The sequence below is a fragment of the Flavobacterium sp. FG68 genome (genome assembly GCF_057808895.1).
On sequence record NZ_JBMDIY010000005.1, the window covers coordinates 98,228 to 116,952 of the forward strand.

The window sequence follows — 18,725 nt, forward strand, 5'->3', positions numbered from 1 at the left end:
CGAATTAAAGCACTTCTGGTGCTAATGATACAATTTTCATGAATTGTTTTTCACGAAGTTCTCTTGCTACCGGACCAAAAACACGAGTTCCTCTCATTTCCCCTGCAGCATTCAAAAGAACACATGCATTGTCATCGAAACGGATATAAGAACCATCAGCTCTTCTCACTTCTTTTTTGGTACGTACAACAACTGCAGTTGAAACAGCTCCTTTTTTCACGTTACCGTTTGGAGTTGCATCTTTAATAGATACTACAATCTTGTCACCAACAGAGGCATACCTTCTTTTGGTACCTCCTAAAACACGGATAGTTAAAACTTCTTTTGCTCCCGTGTTATCTGCTACTTTTAGTCTTGATTCCTGTTGTACCATAATTATTTAGCTCTTTCTAAGATTTCAACTAATCTCCAACATTTTGTTTTACTTAAAGGACGCGTTTCGCTAATTCTTACAGTATCTCCAATGTTACAGTCGTTTGTTTCGTCGTGTGCAACATATTTCTTAGTTTTCAACACGAACTTACCGTATAATGGGTGTTTTACTTTTCTTACTTCAGCAATAACAATAGATTTATCCATTTTATTTGAAGTAACAACACCTATTCTTTCTTTTCTTAAATTTCTTTTTTCTTCCATCTTTCAGCAGAATACAATTATTGTAACTCTCTTTTAGTTAACTCTGTAGCCAATCTTGCAACTGTTCTTCTAACGCTTCTAATTTGAAGTGGGTTAGCAATTGGAGATATAGCGTGAGCCATTTTTAGGTCAGCATATACTTTCTTAGTTTGACTAAGCTTTTCTTGCAACTCCGCTGCAGAAAGATCTTTTATTTCTGATTGTTTCATAATAAATATAAATTATGCTTCGAAATCTCTAGCAACGACGAATTTAGTTTTTACTGGAAGTTTCTGAGCTGCAAGACGTAAAGCCTCTTTTGCAACTGATAATGGAACTCCTCCAACTTCAAACATAATTCTTCCTGGTTTAACAACAGCAGCCCAATACTCAACTGCTCCTTTACCTTTACCCATACGTACTTCAAGAGGTTTCTTAGTGATAGGTTTGTCTGGAAATATTTTAATCCATAATTGTCCCTCTCTCTTCATGTAACGAGTTGCAGCGATACGTGCAGCTTCGATTTGACGAGAAGTTAAGAACATTCCATCTTCATGTACAGATTTAATACCAAACATTCCATTTGAAAGTTCATGCCCTCTTTGAGAGTTACCTTTCATTTTACCTTTTTGTACCTTACGGTATTTTGTTCTTTTAGGCTGTAACATTTTTCTTTAGTTTAAAAATTTACTTTCTTTTACGAGCGTCTGGTTTTCCACCTTTATTAAAGTTAGATTTACCTCTAGGGGCATCTCCACCTTTACCACCACCAGTACCAGATTGTTTTTTATCCATTCCAGCAAGTGGAGAAAGATCTCTCTTTCCATAAACTTCACCTTTCATGATCCATACTTTGATACCCATTCTACCGTAAGTAGTGTGAGCTTCAGCCAAAGCATAATCAATATCAGCTCTGAAAGTTGATAGAGGAATTCTACCTTCTTTGAAACCTTCTGAACGTGCCATTTCAGCACCATTCAAACGACCAGAAATCAAAACTTTAATACCTTCTGCATTCATACGCATAGAAGCTGCAATAGCCATCTTAATTGCACGTCTGTAAGAGATACGGCTTTCGATTTGACGAGCGATGCTTGTCGCCACAAGATAAGCATCTAACTCAGGTCTTTTAATTTCAAAGATGTTAATTTGAACCTCTTTGTCAGTAACTTTCTTAAGTTCTTCTTTTAACTTGTCTACCTCTTGTCCGCCTTTTCCGATAATGATACCAGGTCTAGCAGTAGTGATAGTAACGGTTACAAGTTTCAAAGTTCTCTCGATGATTACTTTTGATACACTAGCTTTTGATAAACGAGCGTGGATATACTTTCTGATTTTGTGATCTTCGGCAAGTTTATCACCGTAATCATTTCCACCATACCAGTTTGAGTCCCACCCTCTGATGATACCAAGTCTATTTCCAATTGGATTTGTCTTTTGTCCCATGCTGCTTAAGAATTGCTTTGTGTGTTATTGATAGCTCCAAGCACGATTGTAACGTGGTTAGAACGTTTTCTTATTCTGTGTGCACGACCTTGTGGAGCTGGACGAAGTCTTTTCAACATCATTCCACCATCTACTCTGATCTCTTTAACAAATAATCCAGCTTCTTCTAAATTACCTTCACTATTTTTTTGCTCCCAGTTGTTGATTGCAGATAATAATAGTTTTTCTAATTTTCTTGAAGCTTCTTTAGAACTGAATCTTAAAATGTTAAGTGCTCTTTCTACCTTCTGACCTCTTACCAAGTCCGCTACTAAGCGCATTTTTCTAGGTGAAGTAGGGCAGTTATTCAATTTTGCGAAAGCAATAGACTTATTAGCCTCTTTTCTCGCATCTGCTGTTTCTCTTTTACGAACTCCCATTGCTTCTTATTTTTTACCTTTATTTTTTGCTCCAGCATGACCTCTAAAAGATCTAGTTGGTGAAAACTCTCCTAATTTGTGACCTACCATGTTTTCTGTTACGTAAACTGGTACAAATTGACGACCGTTATGAACTGCGATAGTTTGTCCAACGAAATCCGGAGTAATCATAGAAGCTCTAGACCAAGTCTTTACTACACTATTTTTACCACTTTCTACGTTTTCCTGAACTTTCTTGTCTAATTTATAATGAACGAAAGGTCCTTTTTTTAATGAACGTGCCATATCTTATTATTTCTTTCTACGTTCTACGATATACTTGTTACTCGGGTTTTTCTTAGAACGAGTTCTGTAACCTTTAGCTGGCAATCCGTTTCTTGAACGTGGGTGCCCTCCAGAAGAACGTCCTTCACCACCTCCCATAGGGTGATCAACTGGGTTCATCGCTACTGGTCTAGTTCTAGGTCTTCTTCCTAACCATCTTGTTCTACCTGCTTTTCCAGATACAACTAATTGGTGGTCAGAATTAGAAACAGCTCCAATTGTAGCCGAACAAGTCAACAAGATTAATCTTGTTTCACCAGATGGCATTTTAATTGTTGCGTATTTCCCGTCTCTTGCCATTAACTGAGCAAAAGTTCCAGCTGAACGAGCAATAACCGCTCCTTGTCCTGGACGTAACTCAATACAAGATATAACAGTTCCAAGAGGAATTCTGCTTAAAGGTAATGTATTACCAATTTCAGGTTGAGATTCTGGACCAGAAACTAATTTCTGACCAACTTTCAATCCGTTTTGAGCAATTACATAAGTTTTCTCTCCATCAGCATAAGCTAATAAAGCGATAAATGCAGTACGATTTGGATCGTATTCGATTGATTTCACTGTAGCTGGAATTCCATCTTTAGTTCTTTTGAAATCAATAATACGATATCTCTGCTTGTGACCACCACCCGTATAACGCATGGTCATCTTTCCTTGACTATTTCTACCTCCAGAGTTTTTTATCGGCGCTATCAAAGAGCGTTCCGGCTTATCAGTTGTAATGGCGTCATAACCATTCACAACTCTAAATCGCTGACCTGGGGTAATAGGTTTTAATTTTCTTACTGACATTTTTCTATCTTAGATATTGTTGTAAAAATCAATTGTTTCTCCTTCTTGTACTTGAACAATTGCCTTTTTAATTGCATTTGTCTTTCCACTGATTAAACCACTTTTAGTGTATTTAGTAGATCTATCTGGTCTCACATTCATTGTGTTAACTGAAACGATAGTTACTCCATAAGCAGCCTCAACAGCTTTCTTAATTTGAACTTTGTTAGCTTTTTTGTCAACAACGAATCCGAAGCGGTTTAGAACTTCACTTTCTTTGGTTACTTTTTCTGTTACTATAGGTCTAATTATGATACTCATACTCCTATTATTTGCTTAAATTTTCTTCGATTAACTCCAAAGAACCTTCTAAAAGCACTAAATTATTAGTGTTTAAAATAGCGTAAGTGCTTAATTCTGAGCTAGTTACGACATTAGAAGCCTTTAAATTGCGTGACGACAAATATACATTTTTATTTGACTCTCCCAACACAAATAGAGATTTTTTATTTTCTAACCCTAAAGCTTTCAAAACGTTAATGAAATTTTTAGTGTTTGGCGCATCAAAATTAAAGTCTTCAACAACGATAATATTTGATTCTTTTGCTTTGATTGAGAAAGCAGATTTTCTTGCCAATCTTTTTAAACCTTTATTCAATTTGAATGAATAACTTCTTGGTCTTGGTCCGAAAATTGTTCCACCACCTTTAAACAATGGATTTTTGATACTTCCCGCACGAGCTGTACCAGTTCCTTTTTGTTTTTTAATCTTACGTGTACTTCCTGTCACTTCAGCTCTTTCTTTAGCTTTGTGAGTTCCTTGTCTTTGATTAGCAAGATATTGCTTAACATCAAGGTATACAGCGTGATTGTTTGGTTCAATTGCGAATACTGAATCAGAAAGTTGAACTTTTCTTCCAGTATCTTTTCCGTTGAAATCTAATACTTTTACTTCCATTACTTCTGAATGATTACATAAGAGTTTTTATGTCCAGGAACACATCCTTTAATAACAAGCAGGTTCTTTTCAGCAACTACTTTTAAAACTCTAAGGTTTTGAACTTTTACATTGTCTCCTCCCATTCTTCCAGCCATACGCATTCCTTTGAATACTCTAGATGGATATGAAGAAGCTCCCACAGAACCTGGCGCTCTTAAACGGTTGTGTTGACCGTGAGTTGCTTGTCCAACACCACCAAATCCGTGACGTTTAACAACCCCTTGAAAACCTTTACCTTTAGATACACCTTGTACATCTACAAATTCTCCTTCAGCAAAAATAGAAACATCGATAAGATCTCCTAATTTTTGTTCAGTTGCAAAATCTTGAAATTCAACGACTTTTTTCTTAGCAACAGTTCCAGCTTTTTTAAAGTGACCTAAAGCCGCTTTAGTGGAATGTTTCTCGTTTTTGTCATCGAAACCAAGTTGCAACGCTTCGTACCCGTCAACACCTTTGGTTCTGACTTGGGTAACAACACACGGCCCAGCTTCGATTACTGTACAAGGAATGTTTTTCCCGTTTTCATCAAAAATGCTAGTCATGCCGATTTTTTTACCAATTAACCCAGACATAAATATTAATTATTAATTACTAAAATTCCCTTCAATTTGAAAATAACAGAAATTTCCAAACAGGGAGTGCAAAAGTATACATTAAAATTGAATATACCAAACAGTTACAAAAATTAAATCGCTCATAATCAAAATCCAACGATCAAACCCACTATCAGCAATAAGCCATATGTGTAAAAAATATTTTTTCTCCACTTAACTGACAGATATATTATTCTTAACAATTACTTCATCTACTAAAGAAAAAACCTCTTCGCCAATACAAAACAGTATACATTTTAAACAAAATCACAATAATTCATTTCTTTTGATAAATTAATCATACACCATATACAAACAAAAAAGCGAGACATTTCTGTCTCGCTTTTATATATAAAATATAATAAAAAAAATTATACTTTTATTTCTACTTCAACTCCACTTGGCAATTCAAGCTTCATTAAAGCATCAATAGTTTTAGATGAAGATGAATAAATATCAATCAATCTCTTGTATGACATTACTTCAAATTGCTCTCTCGCTTTTTTGTTAACGTGCGGAGAACGCAACACAGTGAAAAGTTTTTTGTGAGTTGGTAACGGAATTGGACCCGTTACAACTGCTCCAGTAGTTTTTACTGTTTTTACGATCTTTTCTGCAGATTTATCTACCAACATGTGATCGTAAGATTTTAGTTTTATTCTGATTTTTTGACTCATTTTCTTAAAATTAAGCGTTACCTTTTGCTTTTTTGATTACCTCTTCTGAAATATTAGAAGGCGTTTCTGCATAGTGAGAAAACTCCATTGTTGAAGTAGCTCTACCAGAAGATAATGTTCTTAATGTAGTTACATATCCAAACATTTCTGATAAAGGCACATCAGCCTTAATAGTTTTAGCACCATTTCTATCACCCATATCATTAACCTGACCTCTACGACGGTTCAAGTCACCTACGATATCACCCATGTTTTCTTCTGGAGTAATAACCTCGATTTTCATGATTGGCTCAAGAATAACAGCTCCAGCAGCACGTCCTGATTCTTTATAACCCATTCTTGCAGCTAACTCAAAAGATAATGCATCAGAATCCACAGGGTGAAAAGATCCATCAGTTAAAGTTACTTTTAAACTATCCACAGCATATCCTGCTAATGGACCAGTTTTCATAGCCTCTCTAAATCCTTTTTCAACAGCAGGGATATATTCTTTAGGAACGTTACCACCTTTTACAGCATTGATAAATTGTAATCCAACCGGAACTTTACCATCAACTTCATCAGCAGGCTCGATTGTAAATACGATATCACCGAATTTACCACGACCTCCAGATTGTTTCTTGTAAGTCTCCCTATGTGTTGCAGATCTTGTAAACGCTTCTTTATACTCAACTTGAGGCTCACCTTGGTTTACTTCAACTTTAAATTCACGTTTCATACGATCTACTAAGATATCTAAGTGAAGCTCACCCATACCTGAAATAATAGTCTGCCCAGAAGCCTCATCAGTTCTAACTGTAAATGTTGGATCTTCTTCAGCTAATTTAGCTAAAGCCATACCCATTTTATCAACATCAGCTTTTGTTTTTGGCTCAATAGCAATACCAATTACAGGATCAGGGAATTTCATAGATTCCAAGATAATTGGATTCTTTTCATCACAAAGAGTATCTCCTGTTTTAATATCTTTAAATCCAACAGCAGCACCAATATCTCCAGCTTCAATAAATTCAATTGGATTTTGTTTATTAGCGTGCATTTGGTAAATACGAGAAATTCTTTCTTTATTACCAGAACGAGTATTTAAAACATAAGAACCTGCATCTAAACGTCCAGAATATGCACGGAAAAAAGCTAAACGCCCAACGAATGGGTCGGTAGCAATTTTAAATGCCAAAGCAGCAAACGGCTCTTTAACATCTGGCTTACGTAAAATTTTCGTTTGATCTTCTTCTAATAAATCAGCATCATCAGGATGAATTCCTTCAATACCTTCTTTATCTAAAGGAGATGGTAAATATTTACAAACCGCATCCAACATAAACTGAACACCTTTGTTTTTGAAAGATGAACCAGCAAGCATTGGAATAATAGCCATATCAATAGTAGCAGCTCTTAATGCATTGTTGATTTCTTCCTCTGTAATAGAGTTTTCATCTTCCATGTATTTATCTAAAAGATTTTCATCATAAGTTGCAATCTCTTCGATAAGAATAGAACGGTAATGCTTAACATCATCAATCATATCCGCTGGGATATCAACGATATCAAAAGTAGCACCTTGAGTTTCATCATGCCATACAATAGCTTGATTTTTCACTAAGTCAACAATACCTTTAAAATCAGCTTCATCACCAATAGGCAAAGTAATTGCAACCGCATTCGATTTCAACATATCTTTAACCTGTCCACATACAGCTAAAAAGTTAGCACCTTGACGGTCCATTTTATTTACGAATCCCATACGAGGAACTCTATATTGATCAGCAAGTCTCCAGTTAGTTTCTGATTGAGGCTCAACACCATCAACAGCACTAAATAAGAAAACCAAACCATCAAGTACACGTAAAGAACGGTTTACCTCTACAGTAAAGTCAACGTGTCCAGGAGTATCAATAATATTAAAATGGTAAGGCAATGATTCTGGAAGTGCTTTACCTTGCTCTGTTGGAAAATTCCAAGTACAAGTTGTAGCAGCAGAAGTAATTGTAATACCTCTTTCCTGCTCTTGCGCCATCCAGTCCATTGTTGCAGCACCATCGTGTACCTCACCAATTTTGTGTGACTTTCCAGTATAAAAAAGAATACGCTCAGTAGTTGTTGTTTTACCAGCATCAATGTGAGCAGCAATTCCGATATTTCTTGTATATTTTAAATCTCTAGCCATTTCTTACGAATTAAAATCTAAAGTGAGAGAATGCTTTGTTAGCCTCTGCCATTTTGTGAGTATCCATTCTTTTCTTAACCGCAGCACCTTCTTCTTTAGCAGCAGCTAAACATTCTGACGCTAAACGTTGTGCCATAGATTTTTCGTTTCTTCTTCTAGAATAAAGTATTAACCACTTCATTGCCATAGAAATTTTTCTATCTGGACGAATCTGCATTGGAATTTGAAATGTAGCTCCACCAACTCTACGGCTACGTACTTCTACGTGAGGCATAACGTTTGTTAAAGCATCTTTCCAGATCTCTAATGAAGTTTTCTCATCATTTTGCTTTTTAGTTTCAATGATATCAATTGCATCATAAAATACTTTGAAAGCTGTAGATTTCTTACCATCCCACATTAAGTTGTTTACAAAACGTGTTACCAACTGGTCGTTAAACCTTGGATCCGGTAAAAGTGGTCTTTTCTTTGCCGCTCTTTTTCTCATGTCTTTTTCTTAAAAGTTTTAAATTACTTTTTTGCTTCTTTTGGGCGTTTAGCACCGTACTTAGATCTTCTTTGCGTTCTTCCTGCAACTCCTGACGTGTCAAGCGCTCCACGAACGATATGATATCTAACACCTGGTAAATCTTTTACCCTTCCGCCTCTAACTAATACTATCGAGTGCTCTTGTAGATTGTGTCCTTCTCCAGGAATGTAAGCATTCACCTCATTACCATTTGTCAAACGTACACGCGCAACTTTACGCATTGCTGAGTTTGGTTTTTTTGGTGTAGTAGTGTAAACACGCGTACAAACCCCTCTTCTTTGAGGACAAGAATCTAAAGCAACCGATTTACTCTTCTTAGTTATCTGAGTTCTTCCTGTTCTTACTAATTGTTGAATTGTTGGCATAATTAATACTAAAAATTATTATGTTTATTAAATTCCCGCTTTTTACGGGGTTGCAAATGTATAAAATAATTTTCACTATACAAACGTTAATCTATTAATTTTCAACAACATTATTTATTAGTATGTTTTTACAAACAAACAATAGATATTTGCATACACTTTAATTAAATAAAACATTTTCTCTTGAAACAGTTTTTTAATACATTGTTTTTTTTACTTATAAGCTTTTCCGCCTATACTCAAACCTTTTATCTAAAAATAAATGGGTCAAATGATGTTGAAAATAAAATTATCGACTCCTTAAACTATAATATAACCCATCCCAATATCAAATCTTTATTTGACGAAATAAAAAACACTTCCGGTAGACTTTCAAAAAAAGGCTTTCTAGATAATAAAACACTAGAAAACAACAAAATAAACGATAGCACATATACCGTACTTTTCAGTCTAAAAAAGCGAATAAAAAGTATACATATATATATAGGTATAAATAATCATTTTTTTAGCCCTCATAAAAACCAAAATGATTCCATAATTCTCCCTTATTCTGAAATTGAAAATTATTTAAATACCAAAATAATCCAAGCCGAAAAAGAAGGTTTTGCGCTGAGCAAAATTAAACTCGAAAATATTCGAAGAAAGAATTTGACAATTTATGCCAACTTAAATTTTAAATCCGAAAAAAAACGCAATGTAAATTCAATTATCCTAAATTATGCAAATAGTAATTCTGGCAACTTTTTCCCTAAAGGCCATTTAAAGCAGCTTAATAAAAAATACCTGAACAAAACATTTAATCAGGAAATCACAAAACAGCTTTACGAAGACATTAATAATTTCGAGTTTGTTTCCCAAACAAAATACCCCGAAATACTTTTTACAAATGACTCTACTAAAATCTATATTTACATAGAAAAAAGAAAAGCAAACACTTTTGACGGTTTTATTGGATTTTCAAATGACGAAAACAAAAAAGTAACGCTTAATGGATATCTTGATGTTCAATTAATCAACACACTCCATGCCGGAGAGCAATTTTCATTATACTGGAAAAGCGATGGAAACCAACAAAAGACTTTCAGCACCAAACTCGAAATTCCATATATATTCAAATCATCACTCGGAATAAAAGCCCAATTAAACATATTCAAACAAGACAGTACTTTTCAAAACACAAAAACAGCTATCGATTTAGGGTATTACATTAATTACAATTCCAAAGTGTATCTCGGATATCAAGCTACAGAATCAAGCGATATCCAAAACACAAATAACTCAACCATTAGCGATTTTAACAATTCGTATTTCACATCAACTTACGAATATAAAAAAACAGACTACAACAATTACCTTATGCCCAAAAAAGCATTTTTAAACTTAGCAGCTGGCTATGGAAAAAGGAACACAAATAATGATTTAGAAACAGCAGGATCCAGCAAACAATTTTACACAAATTTAAATGCCGGTTATAATTTTGAACTCAACAACAAAAACTATATTAACATAAATTCACAAAATTTTTACCTGCATAGCAAAAACTACATTTCAAACGAATTATTCAGATTTGGGGGAATCAGGTCAATAAGAGGTTTTTTAGAAAATAGTCTCCAGGCAAATTTCACAGCCTCCATTCTTACAGAGTACCGATATATTGTTTCTTCGAATCTCTACATTAATTCGATCTTGGATTATGGAATATACCAAGACCTGACAAGCGTTACAGACCCAAACAAAATAAAAAAATTAATAGGAATTGGAATTGGAACCTCAATACAAACACCAAACGGATTAATAAATATTAATCTCACAAACGGAGCAAACAAAACACAGGAATTACAATTATATAACACTATCATAAACATATGTTATAATGTTAAATTTTGACCTTTAACGAAAAAAAAAAATATTTTACTAGGAAAGTTAACAAATTATTAAGAGTTTTGCGATACTAATTCAAAATATTTAAAAATGAAACTAAAGTTCAATGGATTCTTAGTGCTTTTATTAGTACTAGTTGCGCAACTTTCTTTTGCGCAAGAAAGAGCTGTTTCGGGAACAGTTTCTGACAATGCAGGAATGCCTTTACCAGGTGTTAGTGTAATCGTCAAAGGAACGAAATCTGGAACGCAAACCGATTTTGATGGTAAATATTCTATCAAAGCTTCATCAAGCCAAATTTTGGTATTTAGCTACATTGGGATGAAAACCCAGGAAATAGCTGCAACTTCATCAACAGTTAACGTAAAATTAGCTGGAGATGCGCAAGAACTTGAAAGCGTTGTTGTAACAACAGCTTTAGGTGTTAAAAGAGAGAAAAAATCTCTTGGTTATGCAACACAAGAGGTAAAAGGTGGAGACCTGAAAGCAGGAACTTCAAGTGGAAACTTCTTAAATGAACTTTCTGGAAAAGTTGCCGGTGTTAACATCACAAGAAACCAAAACTTTGGAGGTTCTACAAGTGCAGTTTCTCGTGGTATTAAAGCTATCGGACAAAGTAATGAGATGCTTATCGTAATAGATGGTATGCCAATCAACAACAGTAATACTTCTGTTGATGGAACAACAAATCAACAAAGAGGAGCTACTGGTTATGATTATGGTAACAATGGTATGGACATCAACCCTGACGACATAGAAAGCGTTAACGTACTTAAAGGTGCTGCTGCATCTGCATTATACGGATACTTAGCTGGAAATGGAGTATTGATGATTACTACTAAAAAAGGCAAAGCTAAAAAAGGTCTTGGAATTACAGTTTCATCTGAAGTTGTAACAGGAACTATTGACAAAGATACTTTTGTAAAATACCAAAAACAATACGGAGCTGGATATGGTGCTTCTTTTGGAAGTGAAGACGTTAACGGTGATGGTATTCCTGATCAAGTTGTTGCAATGGGGGATGATGCTTCTGCAGGTGATGCTTTTGATCCATCATTAAATGTATACCAATGGGATGCTTTTTCTGCTTACCCAGGTAACAACAATTATGGAAAAGCGACTCCATGGGTAGCTGCTAAAAATGATCCAACAAAATTCTTCAAAAATTCTCTTTCTTTAGTTAATGGAATCTCTTTTGAAGATGCAAACGACAAAACAAATGTAGTTTTCAACTACACAAACACTAAACAAACTGGTATTCTGCCAAATAGTGAATTAAACAAAAACAACTTCAGTTTAAAATTGAATCACCAATTTACTGACAGATTATCTCTTGCAACATTTGCTAACTTTTCTAACCAGGCAACTATAGGTAGAAACATTACTGGATACAGTGATAACTTTGTTACTGGATTCCGTCAATGGTGGCAGACGAATGTTGACATCAAACAATTAGAAGAAGCTTACAACAATTCTGGACACCAAAACATTACTTGGAATAGAAAAACATCTGCTAATGGAGCACCAAACTATTGGAATAACCCATATTTTGAACGTTACCAAAATTACCAAAATGACAGCAGAAATCGTTTTGTTGGATATGCTAACTTAACATACAAAGTTGCAGAATGGTTATCTGTAACTGGAAAAATTTCAACAGATACATATGCCGAGCTTCGTGAAGAAAGAGTAGCAGTTGGATCTGTAACTAAAACATTTGGTATTAACTTATTGGATGAATCATCTGGTTACCAAAGATATAATGGTAATTTTTCTGAACAAAACTATGATTTACTTCTTAACTTTAAGAAGAATTTTGGTGAAGACTTTAGTTTAACTGGAATTATTGGAGGTACTGTAAAAAGAAATGAATTCACATCAATTACAGCATCAACACAAGGAGGATTAATTGTTCCTGGATTATATGCTTTATCAAACTCGCTTCAAACAAGCCCTTTCCCATATGAAAGAGCTCAAAAACTTGGTGTAAATAGCTACTATGCTTCAGCATCGTTAGGCTACAAAGATTTCTTATATGTTGACGGTACTACAAGAAGAGACGCATTCTCAAATCTTCCTGTAGACAACAACTACTTATGGAGTAACTCTATCTCTGGCAGCTGGGTATTCTCAAACAATTTAAAAGCTGATTGGTTAACTTTTGGTAAAGTAAGAGCTGGTTATTCTGAAAGCCCGCTTGGAACTCCTGGATTAGCATTAGTAGATACTTATACTAAAATTGATGCTTTTAATGAACAGCAACAATATTCTGTTAACAACATCAAAAACAATCCGAACTTAGAGCCAATTAAAACTAAAACTCAAGAGCTTGGTCTTGAAATGCAGTTCTTAAAAAGAAGAGTTGGATTTGATGTGAGTGTTTACAAAAACGTAAACAATGGTGAAGCTGTAAACGTTCCTTACTCTACTGCAACTGGATATACTTCTCGTTATATCAATGCTGCAACTGTAGAAAATAAAGGTATTGAGGTTCAATTTAATTTGACCCCTCTTAAAACAAATGATTTTTCTTGGGATATCAATGTAAACTGGTCTAAAAATGACAACATGGTAACAAAATTAGCTGATGGTATCTCAAACTTACTTATCACTACTTACCCAGGTTCAGGAACTTTAAATGCAGTAGTTGGACAACCATTTGGAGTAATAAAAGGTACAGATTACACATACTATGATCCAAATTTCGTTCCTAGCTACCCAGGAGAAGTTAATAAAAATGGCCCAAGAGTTGTAAGTGCTACAACTGGAAGATACGTAATCAATACTTCTACAAACAATATTGTTGGAAATGTTAATCCAGATTGGATTGGTGGTATCCGTAACAAATTTGCTTACAAAAACCTATCTTTAAGTTTCTTAATTGATATGAAAAAAGGTGGAGATATTTTCTCAACTGACCAATGGTACGGTGTAGGAACTGGTTTAGGTGTTCAAACTGCTGGAAATAACGACTTAGGTAATCCTATTAGAAATACTGTAGCAAATGGTGGTGGTGTAATTTTTGACGGAGTTACTCCTGATGGAGCAGTTAATACACGTAGAACTGCTTATTTCAGACCTGAGGCTGGAGCAATCACAAACTCTTACTCTGGTGGTGCTACTAAAGGATATGTTTATGATGCAAGTTTTGTAAAATTAAGAGAGGTAAATATTACTTATAATGTACCAACTTCTTTAGTTCAAAAAATCCATTTAGTTGATGCTAAAATATCTCTTGTTGGATCTAACTTATGGATCATCCATAAAAACCTTCCAGATGCAGACCCTGAAAGTGGACTTGGTTCAAATACTGGTTCTATGGGACTATCTATCGGATCTTTACCAACAACCAGAAATATTGGTTGTAACTTAACAATAAAATTCTAAGCTATGAAAAATAGACTGCTTATATTTATCCCCCTTTTAGCTTTGTTTGCATCATGTACTGATGACATTACAGGACTAAACCAGGATGTTAAACGTCCTACCACTACAAAGCCAGAGTTCTTGTTCACTAGTGCTGAACATGCAATGATGGATCAAGTAACAAGTACAAGTGTAAACTTTAATGTATTTAGATTATATGCTCAACAGTGGACTGAGACATCATATCCACAAGAATCTCAATATGATCTAACTGGTCGTAGTATCCCAGACAGACATTGGGCTACATACTATCGTGATGTATTAAAAGATTTTAAAGAAGCTAAAAGTATTTTACAAGACCAAAAAGCTAATTTTACAGGAAGCCCAGCTGATTTAAAGGTTCTTGAAAACAAGATATACATAGTTGATATTTTAACTGCATATTCTTATGGGATTTTAGTTGATACTTTTGGTGACATTCCTTATACAGAAGCTTTAGATATCCTTGGTAATCCACAGCCTAAATATGATGACGCTCAGACTATCTACAAAGATCTTATATCGAAATTAACAGCTGCATTTAATGGTTTAGATCAAAGCAGCGACAGTTATGGTGATGCAGATCTTGTATATGGCGGAGACACTGCGAAATGGGCTAAATTTGCGAACACTCTTCGTTTAAGAATGGCTATTAATATGGATGATGTGGATCATGCTTATGCAAGTACACAAGCCTTAGCTGCTCTTGCTGATGGTGTTATTATAAACAATGCAGATAGTGCTTATTTAAACTATGCTGCCGTTCAGCCAAACGCTAACCCTTTGTATGTTGATTTAGTAGCTTCTAATCGTGATGACTTTGTTCCTGCAAATACTTTAGTAAACAAAATGAATACTCTTGCTGACCCAAGACGTCCTAAATTTTTCACAGACTACCCAGTAGGATCAGGAAATTATGCCGGTGGTGTATATGGTGTTCTTAATGTTTATACTAATTATTCACATATTGCAGCAACACTTAAAGATCCTGAATACCCTGGAGTTTTATTAACTGCTTCTGAAGTTCAATTCTTATTAGCTGAAGCTGTAGAAAGAGGTATTGCCGTAGGTGGTACTGCAGAATCTCACTACAACTCTGCAATTACATTATCTATGCAGGATTGGGGTGTAGCGGCAGCTGACATTACAACTTATTTAGCTAAACCAACTGTAGCTTATACAACTGCAACAGGAACTTGGAAACAAAAAATTGGTGAGCAATCTTGGATTGCATTATACAACAGAGGTTTTGAAGCATGGACTTCATACAGAAGATTAGACTTCCCTGTATTAGTAGCACCTCCTGTTACATTTGATGATGCTGATGGTCCAACTACTATTGTTCCTAGACGCTATTCTTATCCAGGTAACGAGCAAACACTTAATGCTGTCAATTACGCAGCAGCAGCAGCTAAACTTGGAAGTAATGGTACTTCAAAACGTATTTTCTGGGATAAATTCTAATTTTATTCTAAATCAAATACTAAAAGCCACTCCGTTCATTCGGGGTGGTTTTTTTTTATATAAACATTATACCTATATTTGCCTCATGGAAAAAGAACATCAAATATTTGGTATTAGAGCCATTATAGAAGCGATACAAGCTGGTCAGGAAGTTGACAAAGTATTTATACAAAAAGAAATTTCTGGAGAATTAATGAAAGATTTAATGAAGGTAATGAAACGTGCCAACATTAATTTTTCTTATGTTCCAGTTGAAAAACTAAATAGATTAACACCAAATAATCATCAAGGTGCCGTTGCAACAATCTCCCCTATTGGATTTATTGATATAGAACATTTAGTAGAATCAACTATTGCTTCGGGTTCAAAACCTTTATTTTTAATATTAGACCAAATCTCAGATGCTAGAAATTTTGGTGCTATTATCAGAACTGCAGAATGTACAGGAGTTAATGGAATTATCGTTCAAAAAGCAGGTTCTGCACCAGTAAACGGTGACACAGTTAAAACATCTGCGGGTGCAGTATTCAATGTGCCTATTTGCAAAGTTGAACATATTAAAGATGCTATATTCTATCTTCAGGGATCTGGAATAAAAACTGTAGCCGCTACTGAAAAAACAGATCAAAATATTTATGACTTATCATTAAATGAGCCTTTAGCTATTATAATGGGATCTGAAGACAGAGGTATAAATCCTTCTGTTTTGAAAATTGTAGATGAAAAAGCAAAATTACCAATGTTTGGTTCCATAGGATCACTTAACGTATCTGTTGCATGCGGTGCATTTTTATACGAAACAGTTCGCCAGAGAAGTTAACAAAGCATACCGAAGTAGAATGACAACTTAATAACTATTAAATGTCTTCAAAACTTGCTCAAAATATAGTACTTAGAAAAATCTGTTCTTCAATTGTAATTTTTCTAATTACAATGATAAGTTATGGGCAAACAACAAAGTACAATCAATTTTGGGGTGAGATTCAATTTAGCCGAACTATAAATAAAAAGTGGTCAACTGAACTTAATTTAGGAACAAGTTACAGCAGTACAGAATCATCCCCAAATATTTTTGAGCAAAACACACAAAGATCATTTAGAGCCTGGGGGCATTATTACTTGTCTCCACGATGGAAGTTGTCATCATTTATAGCATACTTTAACAATAAAGATGTTCCTGAAATAGGTCAATTTGAATCTCCAGAATGGCGATTTGCTTTGCAGGGCATTTATTACTTCCATAAAACCGGATATACTTTAAGTACAAGGATGCGAACGGAACTTCGTCATATGAAAAATGAAGATGATAGTTACGAAAACGTAATTCGATATCGCCAGCAAATTAAATACTTACAACCTATTAACAGTAAAGTTTTACGAGAAGGTGTTATTTATGCTATTGCTTCTGATGAATTATTTTTTAAATCGGGAACAAAAGTTACCGGTCTTAGTTTTTTTGATAGAAACAGATTAAATATTGGTGCCGGATATCTCTTTTCAGATGACATACAAATTGAACTAACTTATGCTAATGAATATCTTCCCAGAGATAACGGAAATCAAATCGTAAACGCCGCCTCATTCACACTTACATTTAATAATTTTTTTGAAAACCTAAACAAAAAGTTCTTACATAAATCAGAAACTACAAGTGAGGATTAAGTTTATTTTTCTTCATCTTTTAAAAAACAAGCCAGCTGCTTTACAATTTCATCTTTATGCAATTTGAAATTGTAATCACGAATAAACTCAGTTCCTTTCATATTTATAGAAGCCACAACAGCTTCAAATTTAGAAAACGCAGTTAAATCCTTTTTGTCAATTAAATACAAAACCTGCATAACAGAATCATTTTTTATATACTGTGTATCATAATGCGTTAATTTATATGCATTATTATCAGCTAAGTGTATTATTAAATCATCTTTAATTCCTTTTCCTATCTTTTTTTCCGGAAAAGGCATGGGCTGTAGAGCAACAAAATAATTTTCTTTATCGGTAACAATATTTATTTTTAGAGATTTAGATTTTGTGGTATAAAAAGCCGCCGGGTCGAAATAATAAACCATGGAACCGTCTGCAAGCACTCTATTTTTTACATCGCATTGAGCAAAAGATTCAGCACTTCCAAAAATCAATAAAATTAAAACAGAGAAAAAAGTATTTTTCATGAGTTGGATTAATTAGATTAAAGTGTTCCTTAACAAAATTAATCATTTTAATTCATAAAAATCATTCCTCAGAACCTTTATCAACTGGTTCTGATTTGGTTACAATATAATTTACAATAACATTTGAATTAAAATACGCATCAGGATTTTCAATTTCTTCTTCAGGAATTTCAGTATTTACGAAATTTCCATCTTCATCAAAATGCTTCATAAAAGCATCCTGCGAAGGATCAAAATCTGGTTTCTGCCAATCGTAAATTATAGGTTTTGTATATTCAGAAGTCTTATAATATAAAGAAAGTCCAAATCCTGTAATAAACCCGCCTAAATGTCCTTCCCAGGAAATTGCAGCATCTACATCTGGAAAAACATACCAAATCATTCCTCCATAAAGCAAAATAACAGATAAGGAAAGTGCCACCAAACGATAATATTTAGTTTGTATTCCTTTAAAAAAAATAAAACTTACCAAAACATAAATTAATCCACTGGCTCCAATATGAAAGTTTGGACGGCCAATAATCCAGGTTATCAATCCCGAAAATAGAATTCCATAACAAATAACGCCTAATGACTGCTTGGGATAAAAAAACTGCAAAGCTGTCAGTAAAACCAAAAGCGGAATTGAATTATTATATAAATGCTCTAAATTTTCGTGGATAAATGGACTAAACAACACACCTTGTAATCCGGAAAAATCTCTGGGATAAATTCCGTTTTGATAAAAATCAAAATCAAATCGAATCTGAATCCAGTATATAACCCATAGAAAAAGCACAAAAAATACCGGAACTCCAACAACTGCTGTTGAAAATTTAAATTGATTATCATTCATATAGTTTCGATTCTAATTGATGTTCTGGCATCAAAAAACTATCCAAATAAAAATTACTGA

Annotated in this window: 22 protein-coding genes; 5 read left to right on the forward strand and 17 right to left on the reverse strand. The window is 34.3% G+C overall.

Annotation, left to right across the window (positions count from 1 at the left end):
* Window positions 1–4 precede the first annotated feature (4 nt).
* The 15 genes from rplN to rpsL form a co-directional block, all read right to left on the reverse strand.
* Complete coding sequence (gene rplN / locus ACODSB_RS04950; RefSeq protein ID WP_007803649.1) at window positions 5–373, reverse strand: 50S ribosomal protein L14; 369 nt, start codon at window positions 371–373, stop codon at window positions 5–7.
* Window positions 374–375: 2 nt separating this feature from the next.
* Window positions 376–636 (reverse strand): 30S ribosomal protein S17, encoded by a 261-nt coding sequence (rpsQ, locus tag ACODSB_RS04955; RefSeq protein ID WP_007803646.1) that lies wholly within the window; start codon window positions 634–636, stop codon window positions 376–378.
* A 17-nt stretch (window positions 637–653) separates the two neighbouring features.
* Entirely contained in the window at window positions 654–845 is a 192-nt protein-coding gene (rpmC, locus tag ACODSB_RS04960) for a 50S ribosomal protein L29 (protein WP_008464297.1), read from the reverse strand.
* Window positions 846–857: 12 nt separating this feature from the next.
* Window positions 858–1,283, reverse strand: coding sequence for a 50S ribosomal protein L16 (rplP, locus tag ACODSB_RS04965; RefSeq protein ID WP_017495016.1), 426 nt, complete (start codon window positions 1,281–1,283; stop codon window positions 858–860).
* A gap of 19 nt (window positions 1,284–1,302) precedes the next feature.
* Window positions 1,303–2,061, reverse strand: a complete 759-nt coding sequence (gene rpsC, locus ACODSB_RS04970) for a 30S ribosomal protein S3 (RefSeq protein ID WP_012022487.1) — start codon at window positions 2,059–2,061, stop codon at window positions 1,303–1,305.
* A 5-nt stretch (window positions 2,062–2,066) separates the two neighbouring features.
* Window positions 2,067–2,480, reverse strand: coding sequence for a 50S ribosomal protein L22 (gene rplV / locus ACODSB_RS04975; protein ID WP_007803631.1), 414 nt, complete (start codon window positions 2,478–2,480; stop codon window positions 2,067–2,069).
* A gap of 6 nt (window positions 2,481–2,486) precedes the next feature.
* A complete protein-coding gene (gene rpsS / locus ACODSB_RS04980; RefSeq protein WP_012022488.1) occupies window positions 2,487–2,765 on the reverse strand; it encodes a 30S ribosomal protein S19 in 279 nt (92 codons plus the stop codon).
* Window positions 2,766–2,771: 6 nt separating this feature from the next.
* On the reverse strand, window positions 2,772–3,596 hold the full coding sequence (gene rplB / locus ACODSB_RS04985; RefSeq protein WP_035650459.1) for a 50S ribosomal protein L2: 825 nt from the start codon (window positions 3,594–3,596) through the stop codon (window positions 2,772–2,774).
* 9 nt (window positions 3,597–3,605) lie between these two features.
* Complete coding sequence (gene rplW / locus ACODSB_RS04990) at window positions 3,606–3,896, reverse strand: 50S ribosomal protein L23 (protein ID WP_012022489.1); 291 nt, start codon at window positions 3,894–3,896, stop codon at window positions 3,606–3,608.
* Window positions 3,897–3,903: 7 nt separating this feature from the next.
* A complete protein-coding gene (rplD, locus tag ACODSB_RS04995) occupies window positions 3,904–4,533 on the reverse strand; it encodes a 50S ribosomal protein L4 (RefSeq protein WP_053470827.1) in 630 nt (209 codons plus the stop codon).
* Window positions 4,533–5,150: a 50S ribosomal protein L3 gene (rplC, locus tag ACODSB_RS05000; protein ID WP_007803612.1), complete on the reverse strand. Its 618-nt coding sequence runs from the start codon at window positions 5,148–5,150 to the stop codon at window positions 4,533–4,535. The genes rplD and rplC overlap by 1 nt, the downstream gene beginning before the upstream one ends.
* Before the next feature lie 392 nt (window positions 5,151–5,542).
* Window positions 5,543–5,848, reverse strand: a complete 306-nt coding sequence (rpsJ, locus tag ACODSB_RS05005; protein WP_007803605.1) for a 30S ribosomal protein S10 — start codon at window positions 5,846–5,848, stop codon at window positions 5,543–5,545.
* A gap of 10 nt (window positions 5,849–5,858) precedes the next feature.
* Window positions 5,859–8,015 carry an elongation factor G gene (gene fusA / locus ACODSB_RS05010; protein ID WP_053470826.1) on the reverse strand — a complete coding sequence of 719 codons (2,157 nt, stop codon included), beginning with the start codon at window positions 8,013–8,015 and terminating at the stop codon, window positions 5,859–5,861.
* Between the two features lie 10 nt (window positions 8,016–8,025).
* Window positions 8,026–8,502, reverse strand: coding sequence for a 30S ribosomal protein S7 (rpsG, locus tag ACODSB_RS05015; RefSeq protein ID WP_026727879.1), 477 nt, complete (start codon window positions 8,500–8,502; stop codon window positions 8,026–8,028).
* A gap of 23 nt (window positions 8,503–8,525) precedes the next feature.
* Window positions 8,526–8,909 carry a 30S ribosomal protein S12 gene (gene rpsL / locus ACODSB_RS05020; protein WP_007136570.1) on the reverse strand — a complete coding sequence of 128 codons (384 nt, stop codon included), beginning with the start codon at window positions 8,907–8,909 and terminating at the stop codon, window positions 8,526–8,528.
* 183 nt (window positions 8,910–9,092) lie between these two features.
* Between rpsL and ACODSB_RS05025 the strand changes: the two genes are divergently transcribed.
* The 5 genes from ACODSB_RS05025 to ACODSB_RS05045 all read left to right on the forward strand — a co-directional run bounded on the left by ACODSB_RS05025 (window position 9,093) and on the right by ACODSB_RS05045 (window position 17,321).
* A complete protein-coding gene (locus ACODSB_RS05025; protein ID WP_488936211.1) occupies window positions 9,093–10,796 on the forward strand; it encodes a BamA/TamA family outer membrane protein in 1,704 nt (567 codons plus the stop codon).
* Between the two features lie 84 nt (window positions 10,797–10,880).
* Window positions 10,881–14,177, forward strand: coding sequence for a SusC/RagA family TonB-linked outer membrane protein (locus tag ACODSB_RS05030; RefSeq protein ID WP_488936212.1), 3,297 nt, complete (start codon window positions 10,881–10,883; stop codon window positions 14,175–14,177).
* A gap of 3 nt (window positions 14,178–14,180) precedes the next feature.
* Window positions 14,181–15,659 (forward strand): SusD/RagB family nutrient-binding outer membrane lipoprotein, encoded by a 1,479-nt coding sequence (locus ACODSB_RS05035; RefSeq protein WP_488936213.1) that lies wholly within the window; start codon window positions 14,181–14,183, stop codon window positions 15,657–15,659.
* A gap of 85 nt (window positions 15,660–15,744) precedes the next feature.
* Complete coding sequence (gene rlmB / locus ACODSB_RS05040) at window positions 15,745–16,479, forward strand: 23S rRNA (guanosine(2251)-2'-O)-methyltransferase RlmB (RefSeq protein WP_073486710.1); 735 nt, start codon at window positions 15,745–15,747, stop codon at window positions 16,477–16,479.
* A 41-nt stretch (window positions 16,480–16,520) separates the two neighbouring features.
* Window positions 16,521–17,321, forward strand: a complete 801-nt coding sequence (locus tag ACODSB_RS05045) for a DUF2490 domain-containing protein (protein ID WP_488936214.1) — start codon at window positions 16,521–16,523, stop codon at window positions 17,319–17,321.
* 2 nt (window positions 17,322–17,323) lie between these two features.
* Here the strand turns inward: ACODSB_RS05045 and ACODSB_RS05050 are convergent, their stop codons facing one another.
* A complete protein-coding gene (locus ACODSB_RS05050) occupies window positions 17,324–17,830 on the reverse strand; it encodes a hypothetical protein (protein WP_488936215.1) in 507 nt (168 codons plus the stop codon).
* Window positions 17,831–17,891: 61 nt separating this feature from the next.
* Window positions 17,892–18,665, reverse strand: a complete 774-nt coding sequence (locus ACODSB_RS05055) for a rhomboid family intramembrane serine protease (protein ID WP_488936216.1) — start codon at window positions 18,663–18,665, stop codon at window positions 17,892–17,894.
* Window positions 18,666–18,725: the final 60 nt, after the last annotated feature.